Annotated in this window: 12 protein-coding genes, 4 tRNA genes, 3 rRNA genes and 1 riboswitch; of the genes, 3 read left to right on the top strand and 16 right to left on the bottom strand. The window is 52.1% G+C overall.

Going from position 1 to position 16736, the window contains the following annotated elements; genetic code table 11:
• Nucleotides 1-13: 13 nt before the first annotated feature.
• The 4 genes from ilvM to ilvL all read right to left on the bottom strand — a co-directional run bounded on the left by ilvM (nt 14) and on the right by ilvL (nt 2158).
• Nucleotides 14-277, bottom strand: coding sequence for an acetolactate synthase 2 small subunit (gene ilvM, locus ACQ29O_RS21530; protein WP_000983260.1), 264 nt, complete (start codon nt 275-277; stop codon nt 14-16).
• On the bottom strand, nt 274-1920 hold the full coding sequence (gene ilvG, locus ACQ29O_RS21535) for an acetolactate synthase 2 catalytic subunit (RefSeq protein ID WP_001746537.1): 1647 nt from the start codon (nt 1918-1920) through the stop codon (nt 274-276). Before ilvG ends, ilvM begins: the two co-directional genes overlap by 4 nt.
• 2 nt (nt 1921-1922) lie before the next feature.
• Nucleotides 1923-1973, bottom strand: coding sequence for a peptide IlvX (gene ilvX, locus ACQ29O_RS21540; protein WP_192930503.1), 51 nt, complete (start codon nt 1971-1973; stop codon nt 1923-1925).
• 86 nt (nt 1974-2059) lie between these two features.
• Nucleotides 2060-2158, bottom strand: a complete 99-nt coding sequence (gene ilvL / locus ACQ29O_RS21545) for an ilv operon leader peptide (RefSeq protein WP_001311244.1) — start codon at nt 2156-2158, stop codon at nt 2060-2062.
• Between the two features lie 351 nt (nt 2159-2509).
• Between ilvL and ACQ29O_RS21550 the strand changes: the two genes are divergently transcribed.
• A complete protein-coding gene (locus tag ACQ29O_RS21550) occupies nt 2510-4030 on the top strand; it encodes a YifB family Mg chelatase-like AAA ATPase (protein WP_000050219.1) in 1521 nt (506 codons plus the stop codon).
• Nucleotides 4031-4054: 24 nt separating this feature from the next.
• On the opposite strand, the gene maoP is transcribed toward ACQ29O_RS21550, so the two are convergent.
• Nucleotides 4055-4393, bottom strand: a complete 339-nt coding sequence (maoP, locus tag ACQ29O_RS21555) for a macrodomain Ori organization protein MaoP (RefSeq protein ID WP_000840996.1) — start codon at nt 4391-4393, stop codon at nt 4055-4057.
• A gap of 106 nt (nt 4394-4499) precedes the next feature.
• Here maoP and hdfR point away from each other — a divergent pair, with 106 nt between their 5' ends.
• Nucleotides 4500-5348: an HTH-type transcriptional regulator HdfR gene (gene hdfR / locus ACQ29O_RS21560; protein WP_001541181.1), complete on the top strand. Its 849-nt coding sequence runs from the start codon at nt 4500-4502 to the stop codon at nt 5346-5348.
• A gap of 101 nt (nt 5349-5449) precedes the next feature.
• On the opposite strand, the gene ACQ29O_RS21565 is transcribed toward hdfR, so the two are convergent.
• The 9 genes from ACQ29O_RS21565 to btuB all read right to left on the bottom strand — a co-directional run bounded on the left by ACQ29O_RS21565 (nt 5450) and on the right by btuB (nt 14045).
• A tRNA-Trp gene (locus tag ACQ29O_RS21565) sits at nt 5450-5525 on the bottom strand.
• Between the two features lie 8 nt (nt 5526-5533).
• Nucleotides 5534-5610 (bottom strand) — tRNA-Asp (locus ACQ29O_RS21570).
• Between the two features lie 54 nt (nt 5611-5664).
• Nucleotides 5665-5780, bottom strand: a 5S ribosomal RNA gene (gene rrf, locus ACQ29O_RS21575).
• 196 nt (nt 5781-5976) lie between these two features.
• A 23S ribosomal RNA gene (locus ACQ29O_RS21580) occupies nt 5977-8965 on the bottom strand.
• A 182-nt stretch (nt 8966-9147) separates the two neighbouring features.
• A tRNA-Ala gene (locus ACQ29O_RS21585) sits at nt 9148-9223 on the bottom strand.
• A gap of 111 nt (nt 9224-9334) precedes the next feature.
• Nucleotides 9335-9411: transfer RNA gene (locus ACQ29O_RS21590), tRNA-Ile, on the bottom strand.
• Between the two features lie 69 nt (nt 9412-9480).
• Nucleotides 9481-11022: ribosomal RNA gene (locus tag ACQ29O_RS21595) — 16S ribosomal RNA — on the bottom strand.
• The 16S, 23S and 5S rRNA genes sit together here with 4 tRNA genes alongside, the layout of an rRNA operon.
• Nucleotides 11023-11404: 382 nt before the next feature.
• Entirely contained in the window at nt 11405-12256 is an 852-nt protein-coding gene (gene murI, locus ACQ29O_RS21600) for a glutamate racemase (protein WP_000201800.1), read from the bottom strand.
• The gene (gene btuB / locus ACQ29O_RS21605; RefSeq protein ID WP_000591406.1) at nt 12201-14045 is read right to left on the bottom strand and encodes a TonB-dependent vitamin B12 receptor BtuB; all 1845 of its coding nucleotides are present in this window, start codon (nt 14043-14045) and stop codon (nt 12201-12203) included. The genes murI and btuB overlap by 56 nt, the downstream gene beginning before the upstream one ends.
• 66 nt (nt 14046-14111) lie before the next feature.
• A riboswitch (cobalamin riboswitch) is annotated at nt 14112-14304 on the bottom strand.
• A gap of 114 nt (nt 14305-14418) precedes the next feature.
• Here btuB and trmA point away from each other — a divergent pair.
• On the top strand, nt 14419-15519 hold the full coding sequence (gene trmA / locus ACQ29O_RS21610; RefSeq protein ID WP_000186983.1) for a tRNA (uridine(54)-C5)-methyltransferase TrmA: 1101 nt from the start codon (nt 14419-14421) through the stop codon (nt 15517-15519).
• Nucleotides 15520-15565: 46 nt separating this feature from the next.
• On the opposite strand, the gene ACQ29O_RS21615 is transcribed toward trmA, so the two are convergent.
• Nucleotides 15566-15925: a YijD family membrane protein gene (locus ACQ29O_RS21615; RefSeq protein WP_000813838.1), complete on the bottom strand. Its 360-nt coding sequence runs from the start codon at nt 15923-15925 to the stop codon at nt 15566-15568.
• Nucleotides 15926-15940: 15 nt separating this feature from the next.
• Nucleotides 15941-16576 (bottom strand): HTH-type transcriptional repressor FabR, encoded by a 636-nt coding sequence (gene fabR / locus ACQ29O_RS21620; protein WP_000971958.1) that lies wholly within the window; start codon nt 16574-16576, stop codon nt 15941-15943.
• Between the last annotated feature and the right edge of the window lie 160 nt (nt 16577-16736).

The raw sequence follows: 16736 nt of genomic DNA on the forward strand, positions 1-16736 counted from the left end.
CTTCCTTTTGCGCTCAGGCGCGGATTTGTTGTGATGTGGCAGCGCTCTGGCAGATCGCGACATGCGCAACATCTACCAGTTTACTTAACTGACTAAACAGTAAGTCGACCGACCGGGGACTGGCAACGGTCAATTCAATATTTATATTCTGCGCATCGGTCGCGGCTTCCATATTCATGGAGCACACCTGAAAACCACGATGGCGCACCACGCGTAAAACACGTTCTAAGGTTTCTGGATTAAAGCGTGCCGATACATTGACCTGATGTTGCATCATGATAATTTCTCCAGCATTTCAGAGTTACTGGCGCCAGGCGGCACCAACGGCCAGACATTTTCAAGTTCGTCGATTGAGACGTGAAGCAGGTACGGCCCTTCGCTTGCCAACATAGTGTCGAGTGCCGCTTCAACCTGGTCTTTACGAGTAATGTGCTGGCCTGGAATGCCGAAGGCGCTGGCCAGCATGAGGAAATCGGGGTTATCGGTCAGGGTGGTTTCGCTATATCGCTCCTGGAAAAACAGTTGCTGCCATTGTCGAACCATCCCTAACCGCTGGTTGTCGAGTAAGACTATCTTCAACGGTAACTGCTTGCGTTTTACGGTGCCCAACTCCTGAACATTCATCATGAAGGAGCCGTCACCGGAGATACAGATAACGGTATCATTCGGTCGCGCTACCTGCGCGCCAACGGCCGCCGGTAAGCCGAATCCCATCGTCCCCAGACCGCTGGAGGTGATGAAGTTCTCCGGGCGGGTGTAAGTCATATGCTGGGCTGACCACATCTGATGCTGCCCCACATCCGTCGTCACCACGCTGTCTGCGGGTTTGCGTTCCGACAATTGTTTCAACAACAACGGCGCATAGATAGTCTCGCCAGGATGATCATAGCGCCAGGCGTGTTCTGCGCGCAGCTCTGCACAGGACTGACGCCATGCGTCGATCTTCAGCGGTTGCTGTAATGCCGGCAACAGCGAATTTAAATCGCCCTGCAACGCGACGTGTGCCTGACGCAGTTTGTTCATTTCCGCCGGGTCGATATCCATATGGATTACGCTGGCGTTCGGCGCAAACGTATTCAGCTTACCGGTCACCCGGTCATCAAAACGTGCACCCACTGCGATCAGTAAATCACACTCTTGCACCGCGAAATTAGCCGCTTTAGTACCGTGCATTCCCAGCATGCCCAGATAGTACGGATAATCAGCTTCAACAGCCCCTAGCCCTTTCAGCGTGCAGGTAACTGGCATTTGCGTTACCGCGATAAATTTACGCAGCGCCGGAACCGCCTGCGCCATACCAACACCACCGCCGACGTACAGCATGGGTTTTTTCGCCTGTTCCAGCATCTGGCGCACCTGTTCAACATCAGCCTGCGGGAAGGTCGCTTCGTTATCAACGGTAGTAAACCAGGGTTCCAGCTCACCGCTGGCCAACTGGATATCTTTCGGGATATCCACCAGAACCGGGCCAGGACGGCCAGCGTTGGCAACTTCAAAAGCCTCTGCCATGATACGAGGCAGCTCTGCCAGCGACTGCACCAGGAAGCTGTGTTTGGTACAGGCCAGCGACAGGCCTAACACATCCACCTCCTGGAACGCATCGGTGCCGATGAACGGGGCGGAAACCTGACCCGTGATCGCGACGACGGGGACCGAATCTAACAACGCATCCGCCAGGCCAGTGATCAGGTTAGTGGCGCCAGGGCCGGAGGTGGCGATACAAACACCGGTTTTGCCGGTAGAACGGGCATAACCGATTGCCGCCATTGCCGCACCCTGCTCGTGTCGGCACAACAAATGCTCCACACCACCGTCATACAACGCGTCGTAAACCGGCATAATTGCGCTGCCAGGATAACCAAATACGGTTTTCACCCCCTGCGCTCGCAAAGCATGTACCACCCACTGTGCCCCGTTCATAGTTACATCCCCGTCGTAAATCTTGAGAAACAGAACTTTATGCTGTTATTCACGCTCTGCTCCTCGCTTAAGTTTTTCAGGCCAAAAAAAACCCCCGGACCTTTCGGTGCGGGGGTCTTAGTTCGTTAAGGCTTGATTTCTAAGCCTTTCCTCGTCCAAGTGCAGCCCCGCACGGTGGGATAATAATCACCACCACGCTAATCACGACCAGGCTAATCACTCGTAGAAGGGCTGTCATTTTTGTCTATTCTTGCATCTTGTTCGAAGGAATACCTAAAGAGTTACCATAGGTTTTGCCAATAGCACAAGATATTTTTTTAACCACGTTTCAGATAATGCAGGTGAATGCCTAAAAGTGCTTTGTTTTTTATAAGAAAAATTAGCAACTGAAAAATTTTCACGTTTTCCTCCCCCTTTTGGCGCACTCTACACCCTGTTTTCCTTCTTTTCGCTTCTGCGAGCGTTCTCCCAGTTTGATGTTTCTTACCTGAAAATGACGCCAAAATTCGGGAATCAGCCGCTAAAAAACAAAAAGTCAGTAATTCGATTTTCTCTTCTATTCCGCATAATCCACGTAACAGGAGGGATTATGTCACTGGCGATTGTTCATACTCGCGCCGCACTTGGCGTCAATGCGCCGCCTATCACTATAGAGGTGCATATCAGTAATGGATTACCGGGATTAACCATGGTTGGCCTACCGGAAACCACGGTAAAAGAGGCGCGTGACCGGGTACGTAGTGCGATTATTAATAGCGGATATGAATTTCCGGCTAAAAAAATAACCATTAACCTTGCTCCAGCCGATCTACCGAAAGAGGGCGGAAGGTATGACCTGCCTATTGCTGTTGCGCTTCTGGCCGCGTCTGAGCAGCTTACAGCGTCGAATCTTGAGGCATATGAGCTGGTGGGTGAGTTAGCGCTTACAGGCGCATTACGCGGCGTTCCTGGCGCAATATCAAGTGCAACGGAAGCCATCAGGGCCGGCAGAAATATTATCGTCGCAACAGAGAACGCGGCGGAGGTTGGGCTTATCAGCAAAGAAGGATGTTTTATCGCCGATCATCTACAAACCGTCTGCGCCTTTCTGGAAGGGAAACACGCCCTGGAAAGACCTTTAGCTCAGGATATGGCATCGTCTACCGCAACTGCCGATCTTCGCGATGTGATCGGTCAGGAGCAGGGTAAACGCGGCCTGGAGATTACAGCGGCAGGGGGACATAATCTGCTATTGATCGGCCCGCCGGGTACGGGTAAAACCATGCTGGCCAGTCGACTGAGCGGGATTCTTCCACCATTAAGCAATGAAGAGGCGTTGGAAAGCGCCGCGATCCTCAGTCTGGTTAATGCCGATACGGTACAAAAACGATGGCAGCAACGTCCCTTTCGCTCACCTCATCATAGCGCCTCACTTACTGCTATGGTCGGCGGCGGCGCAATACCCGCCCCGGGAGAGATATCGCTGGCGCACAACGGAATTTTGTTCCTTGATGAATTGCCTGAATTTGAACGACGCACACTGGATGCGCTACGTGAACCTATAGAATCCGGTCAAATTCATTTATCCCGTACCAGAGCGAAAATAACGTACCCTGCCAGGTTCCAGTTAATCGCCGCAATGAATCCCAGCCCGACCGGACATTATCAGGGAAACCATAATCGCTGCACGCCAGAACAGACACTACGTTACCTTAATCGGTTGTCAGGCCCGTTTCTTGATCGTTTTGACCTTTCGCTTGAGATACCGCTTCCACCGCCCGGGATTCTTAGCCAACACGCCTCAAAGGGTGAGAGCAGCGCTACGGTAAAAAAGCGGGTCATCGCCGCCCATGAACGGCAGTACCGACGCCAGAAGAAGTTAAACGCGCGTCTGGAGGGTCGCGAAATCCAAAAATATTGTGTTTTGCACCACGATGACGCCCGCTGGCTTGAAGACACGCTGGTGCATCTTGGATTATCCATTCGCGCCTGGCAGCGTTTACTAAAAGTGGCCAGAACCATTGCCGACATAGAACTGGCTGACCAGATCTCGCGTCAGCATTTGCAGGAGGCGGTAAGCTATCGGGCGATAGACAGGTTGTTAATTCATTTGCAAAAGCTGCTGGCGTAAAAAAAGGGCATTACGCCCTTTTTATTAATCATCAGCTTCGGTGTAGTCTTCTGCGCCTTCAACTTGCGGCTTGCCGCCAGACAAGGTGTGGAAGCGTTTTGGACGCTTGATACGCGTCATATACTTGGACCAGACGCGTTCTGCATCCGTTACCGGCTCGCGTTCACCGCGACATACCGCTACAAACAGCTTCTCTTCTTCAGTCACAGGCTCACGCTTGCCAAGATCCAGATCATTAAAGGCATGACCATGACGCTCAAGCAGTTGTGCCTCTTTAATCGTGAAATCACCGTGACGAGAGAATCCACGTGGATAATGTTTATTGTCAAAATATCGATTAGTCGTCGTAAAGCTTTCCGCCATCCTGCACGCTCCTAATTCTTTGTCTGAGCTATTTATGGCGCGGAGTATTAGTTACGCTTGACAGAGTGTAAAACAAAACATTTAAATCATAACGACAAATAATTTTGTGGAGAGCACAGTGGATACGGAATTGTTAAAAACTTTCCTGGAAGTTAGCCGGACACGCCATTTCGGGCGGGCCGCAGAAGCACTTTACCTGACGCAATCCGCGGTGAGCTTTCGTATCAGGCAACTGGAGAATCAACTGGGCGTAAACCTTTTTACGCGGCACAGAAACAATATCCGTTTAACCACGGCTGGCGAAAAACTTTTACCGTATGCGGAAACGCTGATGAATACGTGGCAGGCGGCACGTAAAGAGGTGGCGCATACCTCACGCCATAACGAGTTTTCCATCGGCGCCAGCGCGTCTTTATGGGAGTGTATGCTTAACGCCTGGCTGGGGCGACTGTACCAACTACAGGAGCCGCAAAGCGGCCTGCAGTTCGAAGCCAGAATCGCTCAACGGCAATCGCTTGTGAAGCAACTTCATGAACGCCAGCTTGATCTCCTCATTACTACCGAAGCGCCCAAAATGGATGAGTTCAGCAGTCAGCTGTTAGGGCACTTCACTTTGGCGTTATATTGCAGCAGCCCTGCCCGTAAGAAATCAGAACTCAATTATCTGCGGCTGGAGTGGGGACCAGACTTCCAACAGCATGAAACAGGGCTGATCGCAGCAGATGAAGTGCCGGTATTAACAACCAGCTCAGCCGAACTCGCCCGACAGCAGCTTAGCGCATTAAATGGCTGTAGCTGGCTTCCTGTAAACTGGGCAAATGAAAAGGGCGGATTACATACCGTTGCCGACAGCGCAACGCTTTCACGGCCACTATACGCTATTTGGCTGCAAAACAGCGATAAATACTCGCTGATCTGCGATCTGTTAAAAACGGATGTGCTGGATGAACAATGAAAATGATGAAAAGAAAAAGAAGGGAACTTACGATTACCTGATCAGATAATCAGGTAATTTTAGGCAAAAAAAAATCCTTAGCAGATGCTAAGGATTATTTCTGGCAGGGGCGGAGAGACTCGAACTCCCAACACCCGGTTTTGGAGACCGGTGCTCTACCAATTGAACTACGCCCCTAATTAGGGTGGCGGAACGGACGGGACTCGAACCCGCGACCCCCTGCGTGACAGGCAGGTATTCTAACCAACTGAACTACCGCTCCACCGAATTCTTTTACAACCACTGATTTTTACATCAGTTTACTGCTTAATTTGATGCCTGGCAGTTCCCTACTCTCGCATGGGGAGACCCCACACTACCATCGGCGCTACGGCGTTTCACTTCTGAGTTCGGCATGGGGTCAGGTGGGACCACCGCGCTACTGCCGCCAGGCAAATTCTTTGTGCTCTGTACGCAATTCTTTATCGCATCAGCGGCGTTGCCTGCGCTCGTAAACTCAGTCACATACTTCTGTATGCTCCTTCCTTTCCTTCGCTTGCCGCCTTGCTGCTGCGCAAATTATTGCGTACTCAACTCTGAATCACTGCTGAAAATCGTCTCTCATCCGCCAAAACATCTTCGGCGTTGTAAGGTTAAGCCTCACGGTTCATTAGTACCGGTTAGCTCAACGCATCGCTGCGCTTACACACCCGGCCTATCAACGTCGTCGTCTTCAACGTTCCTTCAGGAGACTCTAAGTCTCAGGGAGAACTCATCTCGGGGCAAGTTTCGTGCTTAGATGCTTTCAGCACTTATCTCTTCCGCATTTAGCTACCGGGCAGTGCCATTGGCATGACAACCCGAACACCAGTGATGCGTCCACTCCGGTCCTCTCGTACTAGGAGCAGCCCCCCTCAGTTCTCCAGCGCCCACGGCAGATAGGGACCGAACTGTCTCACGACGTTCTAAACCCAGCTCGCGTACCACTTTAAATGGCGAACAGCCATACCCTTGGGACCTGCTTCAGCCCCAGGATGTGATGAGCCGACATCGAGGTGCCAAACACCGCCGTCGATATGAACTCTTGGGCGGTATCAGCCTGTTATCCCCGGAGTACCTTTTATCCGTTGAGCGATGGCCCTTCCATTCAGAACCACCGGATCACTATGACCTGCTTTCGCACCTGCTCGCGCCGTCACGCTCGCAGTCAAGCTGGCTTATGCCATTGCACTAACCTCCTGATGTCCGACCAGGATTAGCCAACCTTCGTGCTCCTCCGTTACTCTTTAGGAGGAGACCGCCCCAGTCAAACTACCCACCAGACACTGTCCGTAACCCGGGTAACGGGTCCACGTTAGAACATCAAACATTAAAGGGTGGTATTTCAAGGTCGGCTCCATGCAGACTGGCGTCCACACTTCAAAGCCTCCCACCTATCCTACACATCAAGGCTCAATGTTCAGTGTCAAGCTATAGTAAAGGTTCACGGGGTCTTTCCGTCTTGCCGCGGGTACACTGCATCTTCACAGCGAGTTCAATTTCACTGAGTCTCGGGTGGAGACAGCCTGGCCATCATTACGCCATTCGTGCAGGTCGGAACTTACCCGACAAGGAATTTCGCTACCTTAGGACCGTTATAGTTACGGCCGCCGTTTACCGGGGCTTCGATCAGGAGCTTCGCTTGCGCTGACCCCATCAATTAACCTTCCGGCACCGGGCAGGCGTCACACCGTATACGTCCACTTTCGTGTTTGCACAGTGCTGTGTTTTTAATAAACAGTTGCAGCCAGCTGGTATCTTCGACTGACTTCAGCTCCGTGAGTAAATCACTTCACCTACGTGTCAGCGTGCCTTCTCCCGAAGTTACGGCACCATTTTGCCTAGTTCCTTCACCCGAGTTCTCTCAAGCGCCTTGGTATTCTCTACCTGACCACCTGTGTCGGTTTGGGGTACGATTTGATGTTACCTGATGCTTAGAGGCTTTTCCTGGAAGCAGGGCATTTGTTACTTCAGCACCGTAGTGCCTCGTCATCACGCCTCAGTGTTAAAGTGAACCGGATTTACCTGGAACACACACCTACACGCTTAAACCGGGACAACCGTCGCCCGGCCAACATAGCCTTCTCCGTCCCCCCTTCGCAGTAACACCAAGTACGGGAATATTAACCCGTTTCCCATCGACTACGCCTTTCGGCCTCGCCTTAGGGGTCGACTCACCCTGCCCCGATTAACGTTGGACAGGAACCCTTGGTCTTCCGGCGAGCGGGCTTTTCACCCGCTTTATCGTTACTTATGTCAGCATTCGCACTTCTGATACCTCCAGCAACCCTCACAGGCCACCTTCGCAGGCTTACAGAACGCTCCCCTACCCAACGAACGTATCCTTAAACCGACTCGACTTTGTATACGCTTTGACGTCGCTTCGCTCCGTCAATCGTAACCCGCTGAATCGCTTTAAGTGATACGTTCGCTGCCGCAGCTTCGGTGCATGGTTTAGCCCCGTTACATCTTCCGCGCAGGCCGACTCGACCAGTGAGCTATTACGCTTTCTTTAAATGATGGCTGCTTCTAAGCCAACATCCTGGCTGTCTGGGCCTTCCCACATCGTTTCCCACTTAACCATGACTTTGGGACCTTAGCTGGCGGTCTGGGTTGTTTCCCTCTTCACGACGGACGTTAGCACCCGCCGTGTGTCTCCCGTGATAACATTCTCCGGTATTCGCAGTTTGCATCGGGTTGGTAAGCCGGGATGGCCCCCTAGCCGAAACAGTGCTCTACCCCCGGAGATGAATTCACGAGGCGCTACCTAAATAGCTTTCGGGGAGAACCAGCTATCTCCCGGTTTGATTGGCCTTTCACCCCCAGCCACAGGTCATCCGCTAATTTTTCAACATTAGTCGGTTCGGTCCTCCAGTTAGTGTTACCCAACCTTCAACCTGCCCATGGCTAGATCACCGGGTTTCGGGTCTATACCCTGCAACTTAACGCCCGGTTAAGACTCGGTTTCCCTCCGGCTCCCCTATTCGGTTAACCTTGCTACAGAATATAAGTCGCTGACCCATTATACAAAAGGTACGCAGTCACACAGGTAAACCTGTGCTCCCACTGCTTGTACGTACACGGTTTCAGGTTCTTTTTCACTCCCCTCGCCGGGGTTCTTTTCGCCTTTCCCTCACGGTACTGGTTCACTATCGGTCAGTCAGGAGTATTTAGCCTTGGAGGATGGTCCCCCCATATTCAGACAGGATACCACGTGTCCCGCCCTACTCATCGAGCTCACAGCACATGCGCTTTTGTGTACGGGGCTGTCACCCTGTATCGCGCGCCTTTCCAGACGCTTCCACTAACACACATGCTGATTCAGGCTCTGGGCTCCTCCCCGTTCGCTCGCCGCTACTGGGGGAATCTCGGTTGATTTCTTTTCCTCGGGGTACTTAGATGTTTCAGTTCCCCCGGTTCGCCTCATTAACCTATGGATTCAGTTAATGATAGTGTGACGAATCACACTGGGTTTCCCCATTCGGGTATCGCCGGTTATAACGGTTCATATCACCTTACCGGCGCTTATCGCAGATTAGCACGCCCTTCATCGCCTCTGACTGCCAGGGCATCCACCGTGTACGCTTAGTCGCTTAACCTCACAACCCGAAGATGTTTCTTACGATTCATCATCGTGTTGCGAAAATTTGAGAGACTCACGAACAACTTTCGTTGTTCTGTGTTTCAATTTTCAGCTTGATCCAGATTTTTAAAGAGCAAAACTTCGCAGTGAACCCTTTCAGGTACACTCTGAAGTATTTTTTCGTAAACACTCACGAGATGGTGGAGCTATGCGGGATCGAACCGCAGACCTCCTGCGTGCAAAGCAGGCGCTCTCCCAGCTGAGCTATAGCCCCATCGTGTAGTCAGAACCTCTTTACCGATAATTTTTCCTGAGACAAGGCGTGGAATAACGAAGCATACATCAGTATGTGAGTTATTTCACAACGCAGTATTCAGGGAAAATTTGGTAGGCCTGAGTGGACTTGAACCACCGACCTCACCCTTATCAGGGGTGCGCTCTAACCACCTGAGCTACAAGCCTGTAGAGGTTTTACTGCTCGTTTTTCATCAGACAATCTGTGTGAGCACTGCAAAGTACGCTTCTTTCAGGTAAGGAGGTGATCCAACCGCAGGTTCCCCTACGGTTACCTTGTTACGACTTCACCCCAGTCATGAATCACAAAGTGGTAAGCGCCCTCCCGAAGGTTAAGCTACCTACTTCTTTTGCAACCCACTCCCATGGTGTGACGGGCGGTGTGTACAAGGCCCGGGAACGTATTCACCGTGGCATTCTGATCCACGATTACTAGCGATTCCGACTTCATGGAGTCGAGTTGCAGACTCCAATCCGGACTACGACGCACTTTATGAGGTCCGCTTGCTCTCGCGAGGTCGCTTCTCTTTGTATGCGCCATTGTAGCACGTGTGTAGCCCTGGTCGTAAGGGCCATGATGACTTGACGTCATCCCCACCTTCCTCCAGTTTATCACTGGCAGTCTCCTTTGAGTTCCCGACCTAATCGCTGGCAACAAAGGATAAGGGTTGCGCTCGTTGCGGGACTTAACCCAACATTTCACAACACGAGCTGACGACAGCCATGCAGCACCTGTCTCACAGTTCCCGAAGGCACAAATCCATCTCTGGATTCTTCTGTGGATGTCAAGACCAGGTAAGGTTCTTCGCGTTGCATCGAATTAAACCACATGCTCCACCGCTTGTGCGGGCCCCCGTCAATTCATTTGAGTTTTAACCTTGCGGCCGTACTCCCCAGGCGGTCTACTTAACGCGTTAGCTCCGGAAGCCACGCCTCAAGGGCACAACCTCCAAGTAGACATCGTTTACGGCGTGGACTACCAGGGTATCTAATCCTGTTTGCTCCCCACGCTTTCGCACCTGAGCGTCAGTCTTTGTCCAGGGGGCCGCCTTCGCCACCGGTATTCCTCCAGATCTCTACGCATTTCACCGCTACACCTGGAATTCTACCCCCCTCTACAAGACTCAAGCCTGCCAGTTTCGAATGCAGTTCCCAGGTTGAGCCCGGGGATTTCACATCCGACTTGACAGACCGCCTGCGTGCGCTTTACGCCCAGTAATTCCGATTAACGCTTGCACCCTCCGTATTACCGCGGCTGCTGGCACGGAGTTAGCCGGTGCTTCTTCTGCGGGTAACGTCAATTGCTGCGGTTATTAACCACAACACCTTCCTCCCCGCTGAAAGTACTTTACAACCCGAAGGCCTTCTTCATACACGCGGCATGGCTGCATCAGGCTTGCGCCCATTGTGCAATATTCCCCACTGCTGCCTCCCGTAGGAGTCTGGACCGTGTCTCAGTTCCAGTGTGGCTGGTCATCCTCTCAGACCAGCTAGGGATCGTCGCCTTGGTGAGCCGTTACCTCACCAACAAGCTAATCCCATCTGGGCACATCTGATGGCAAGAGGCCCGAAGGTCCCCCTCTTTGGTCTTGCGACGTTATGCGGTATTAGCCACCGTTTCCAGTAGTTATCCCCCTCCATCAGGCAGTTTCCCAGACATTACTCACCCGTCCGCCACTCGTCAGCAAAGCAGCAAGCTGCTTCCTGTTACCGTTCGACTTGCATGTGTTAGGCCTGCCGCCAGCGTTCAATCTGAGCCATGATCAAACTCTTCAATTTAAAAGTTTGATGCTCAATGAATTAAACTTCGTAATGAATTACGTGTTCACTCTTGAGACTTGGTATTCATTTTTCGTCCGAGGACGTCAAGAATCCGTATCTTCGAGTGCCCACACAGATTGTCTGATAAATTGTTAAAGAGCAGGTGCGACGCGGCTTTCAGCTCACCGTCGCGAGGTGGCGTATATTACGCTTTCCCGCTTCAGAGTCAAGCGTTTATTTTCGCTTTTCTCCGTGAGGTTCTGGTCTGAACCCCGCTGACCCGGCGGCCTGTGTGCCGTTGTTCCGTGTCAGTGGTGGCGCATTATAGGGAGTTATTTCTGCCTGACAAGAGGAAATTTAAAATAATTTCTCAAGTGCCTGGTATTTACCCAAAACGCCATTAAACCGGCAGTTTTTCGAGCGTTTCAAAGCCATAACGCTGTAAAATGGGTAATAATTGTTCAGCTCCTGGCGTCATTGCCATGCAATAAGCAATATTGGCATCGGTTGATTTCGCATCCGGCGCTTCATGTTCCAACAGCCAGGCTGTACGACGCGCTATCGCCGCGCCGGAATCCACTAACCTCGTCCCTTCAGGCAGGACTTGCAAAAGCTCGTCCCGTAATAGAGGGAAATGCGTACACCCCAGAACGACCGTGTCAGGCGGCTCCGGCATTCGTAGCCATGGGCGTAATATGCGGCGCAGCTCTTCCAGCGATACCGAGTCGCCATGTAGTTTAGCTTCCGCCAGTTCCACCAGTTCTGCCGACCCCAACATCGCTATCTGACATTCATTGGCGAAGCGCGCAATCAGCTCGTGAGTATAAGGACGTTTGACCGTGGCTCTCGTCGCCAGTAGCCCGACGACGCCATTTGCGGTCAGCCGCGCCGCTGGTTTAATCGCAGGCACAACGCCCACCACCGGGAAGGCAAACTTTTCACGTAATGCGGGAAGTGAGACCGTACTGGCGGTATTACAGGCAATCACCGCCAGTGAAAGGGGATAGCGCTGCTGTACCGCGGTCGCAATCTCGACAACGCGCTCAACGATAAACGTTTCGCTCTTTTCCCCGTAGGGGAAAGCCACGTTATCGAAAGCATATATATAGTGGAGATCCGGCAGGAGCCGCCGAATCTCATCATAGACCGACAATCCACCGACGCCGGAATCAAATACCAGCACGGTGGGACGTGGTTCAGAAGGTGTAGCTGCCAGACAAGGTGTATTCTCGTCCTGCAGTTTGGTAGCCATAAACTGTCTCGTAATCTTTGTCGAACAGGTTGGCTATTTTACCACGAACTGTCAGATGTGAGGTGACCGGATATGCAACCGTAAGATCCCATAAACTGACGCCGCCCATTTTTACTGTCCGGTATGGGTAAGCGGAGTAATCCGAATCATAGCGGGAACCAAGGTATTGATATGTCACCCCCCAGTCAAAATCGTAAACGTCCCAGTCAAGTTGATATTTTGCCATCTGTTTGGAACGCCGCGGTAATGGCGTATCGGTAACCGCATTACGCGCATCAACGTAATCGTAACTGACCGTATGCGTTAACGGTCCGGTATCGAAATTCGCCGTCGCCTCAATACCTTTAATGCGCGCCTTACCTTCGTTGTAATATTTTTGCAGATGATCGTCATAATCGATCATGTCATTAATATCGTTACGATAACCTGAAATACGCCAGCTGACGCCAGCGGTTAGCCCTTCAAATGCGCCTTCCCACTGTTTACTCTTTTCAGGATTCATGTTCGGATTACCGTAATACCCATACAGCTGGCCCAAATTAGGCGCTTTGTAGGAGGTTCCGTAGGAGGCAATAAAGCGATAACCTTCTATAAACTCCCATCCCGCGCTGGTTTGCCATGTACCATGACGACCAAACTGGGAGTTGTCATCACTGCGCGCCGCCGCTTCCAGAGTGAAGTCACCCAACTGTTGTAATCCTGTCAGGTAAACCCCGGTATTACGCTGGTCATATCCCTCGGGCACATAGCCGGTACCTGGCGTGGTAGTCTGTTTCTGCCAGTCTACGCCCGCCCCAACATTACCGTGCCCCACGACCACACTGTTGGTCCATTGAACATTGTACTGTTTCATCTCATCCAGCGTGGCGGAGGTATCATACCGGCCATAGTGCGGATCATAGTTGTAATCTTTACTGTGGCTATAGCTTGAAACCAGCTGAGACTGAATACGTTCGCCATTAAAGCGCAGCCCGGCGTCCCAGCTTTGGCTATAAAGTTTGCGTGTATCAATCAGCGGCGAGCCCGGCGAGTAATAGGCGTCGTAATCGGTACGGTTATCGTAGCCATAACCACGCACGAATCCGCTCCAGCGATCAGAAAAGGTATGCTCTAACGCGCCATAAAGCGTTTTACTCAAAAAGCCGTCCCGGTCAGGCTGCGCCTGCATCCCGGTACCGCCTTTCGCTACCACGTCAAACCCTTTGGTGTATTCGTAATCGCCGATCAACGTCGCCCGCGTGTTTTCGCCAAGTTGCTGTTGCGTCGAGATGTCGTAATTCTGGTAGCTATTGCTTCCCCATCCAGCGGTTAATTCTGTGCCTGGGTTATCGCGCGTCGTAATGATATTCACTACGCCGCCGATAGCATCGGAACCATAAATAGCGGAGCGCGGACCGCGAATATATTCAATGCGCTGTACCAGCGACACCGGGAACTGGCTGAGATCGGCGGACCCGCTCACGCCTGCTAAATTCAGACGCACGCCGTCAATCAATACCAGTACATGGCTGGAGTTGGTGCCGCGAATGAAAATGGAGGAGTTTTGTCCGGCGCCGCCGCTCTGCGCAATATCGACGCCAGGCAAACGGCGCAGAACATCATTTACGGAGGTCGATTGCCAGCGTTCAATATCCTGACGCGTCACGATGGTAACGGGCGCCAGAACCGCGCTGCGCGGCTGCTGAAAACGGTTGGCGGTGACAACCAGGGTATCCGGGCTAGTGTCCTGCGCCCAAGCGGAAAAGGCCGTGACGGAGAACGCCGTCAGCAGCGTAGCTTTTTTAATCATTGTAAAGCATCCACAATATAAGAAGGATCCCGCAGGCTTCATCGATAGTACGCGATGATGAAAAACCAGATGCGACGTTAGCCGGCAGGTCTTCGGGCTTGGAGGGTTATCCGTTGACTGGATAGCAGAAATGATGACTTCCCGCCGGAGGCAGTGTCTGCTTACGCTCTCATCTCACCTTTCCTTACCGCTGCGCGTCAGCTCCAGATTTTCACTGGATTCCCTATTAACTCACAGGACCGGCCCACGGATGCTACCGTCTGTCACAACACCCTGTCCAGACCGCGCATCACAAATCAGAAATCATCAATAGCTGGACATCCACTGAGCAATCCCTACAATCCCCGCGTACTTTTATTATTCAGGATGCGATATGACCCCCGAACATCTTCCGACAGAACAGTATGAGGCGCAGCTGGCCGAAAAAGTGGCGCGCTTGCAGAGTATGATGGCGCCGTTTTCTGGCCTGGTTCCGGAAGTATTTCGCTCGCCGGTCAGTCACTATCGTATGCGTGCGGAATTTCGCCTGTGGCATGACGGCGATGACCTGTACCACATTATGTTTGATCAGCAGACCAAAAGCCGGATTCGCGTTGACACCTTCCCGGCGTCCAGCCAACTGATTAATACCTTAATGAAAGCGATGATTGCCGGCGTGCGCGATAATCATGCACTGCGGCATAAGCTGTTCCAGATCGATTATCTCACGACCTTGAGCAACCAGGCGGTAGTGTCGTTGCTGTACCATAAGAAGCTGGACGAAGAGTGGCGTGAAGCCGCCACTGCGTTACGCGATGCTTTACGCGCGCAAGGTCTGAACGTACACCTGATTGGCCGGGCCACTAAAACTAAAATCGAATTGGATCAGGATTATATTGATGAGCGTCTGCCTGTGGCAGGTAAAGAGATGATCTACCGCCAGGTCGAAAACAGCTTTACGCAGCCAAACGCCGCCATGAATATTCAGATGTTAGAGTGGGCGCTGGAGGTGACGAAAGACTCAAAAGGCGATCTGCTTGAGTTGTATTGCGGCAACGGCAATTTTTCTTTAGCGCTGGCGCGCAATTTTAACCGCGTGCTGGCAACCGAAATCGCCAAACCGTCCGTCGCTGCCGCACAGTACAATATTGCCGCTAATCATATTGATAATGTGCAAATTATTCGCATGGCGGCGGAAGAGTTTACCCAGGCGATGAATGGCGTTCGTGAGTTTAACCGCCTGCAGGGGATCGACCTGAAGCGCTATCAGTGCGAAACCATTTTTGTCGATCCGCCGCGCAGCGGTCTGGACAGCGAAACGGAAAAAATGGTGCAGGCTTATCCACGTATTCTGTACATTTCCTGCAATCCGGAAACGTTGTGCAAAAACCTGGAAACGTTAAGCCAGACGCACACGGTGTCTCGCCTGGCGCTATTCGATCAGTTCCCGTATACGCATCATATGGAATGCGGGGTATTACTCACCGCAAGGTAAAATGTACGTCGGATGGCCGGTTATACCGCCATCCGGCATTCGCACACTATTCCGCGGTGTCCTGCTTGCGGTTACGCAGTTTAAAGCCAATCCAGAATACCAGAATCACCGACAGCACCGCCGGGAAGAAATTAGAGCCAATATCCGGATATTCTGCACGCACGACGGTGCTATACAGTAAAACGCCAAGAATGAAACAAGCGGCGGCCAACCCCGGCAAACCTACCGGCATAGTACGATTTTGGTAGCGCTGATGCAGGCAATATACCGTCAGCACCAGCGAGATAACCGGGAATACGGAGAACGGCACAATAGCGCTAAACAGCGCCGCGAATGTGCCGTTAATCGATAAGCCAGCGATGAGCGCCAGCAACAGCGTACCTTTATCTTGACCTGACTGTTTCATTACTCGTCCTTCACGTTATTCGGAATGATGTGCTATTTTCTCTTGCTCACGGCGATACCAGTAATACGCTCCTTTCGCAATCATGCGCAGTTGCAATACCAGCCGCTCTTCTAATTGCCGACGCTGTTCAGCACCGATGTCCAACGCCTCTGCGCCCGCGCTAAAGACAATAGTCACCATCGCTTCGGCCTGGGCTTCAGTAAACGCGCGCGGCATATGGTTTTCGAGTTCCAGATAGTCGGCAAGTTCCGCAATAAAATGCTGAATCTCCCGCGCGACGGCGGCACGAAACGCCGCTGAAGTGCCGGAACGCTCGCGCAACAACAGACGGAAGGCGTTGGGGTTGTTGCCGATAAACTCCATAAATGTGGAGACCGACGTGCGAATGACGCTGCCGCCTTTCGCGATGCGCTGTCGCGCCTGACGCATCAACTGACGCAGCATCAGACCGCTTTCATCCACCATCGTCAGACCGAGTTCATCGACATCGCGAAAATGACGGTAAAACGACGTTGGCGCAATGCCCGCTTCACGCGCCACCTCACGCAAACTCAGGCTGGCAAAACTCCGCTCAGCGCTCAGTTGGCTGAATGCGGCTTCCACCAGCGAACGCCGGGTTTTTTCTTTTTGTTGCGCTCTAACACCCATCACAATGTCTGAATCCTTCCATATGCCTTATTCGGTACTATACCAGAGAATAAAAGTAACGGGTTCACACTGGATTGTGAATGATTGTTTACAGACAGTTTGTGCTCCGGCTTCGCAAAAAAGCACAACGATAATTGGGTTAAAGCTGGGCAAATGTTATCAT

The organism is Salmonella sp. GDC200615 (genome assembly GCF_050574145.1).
In the GTDB taxonomy this organism is placed as follows: domain Bacteria; phylum Pseudomonadota; class Gammaproteobacteria; order Enterobacterales; family Enterobacteriaceae; genus Salmonella; species Salmonella enterica.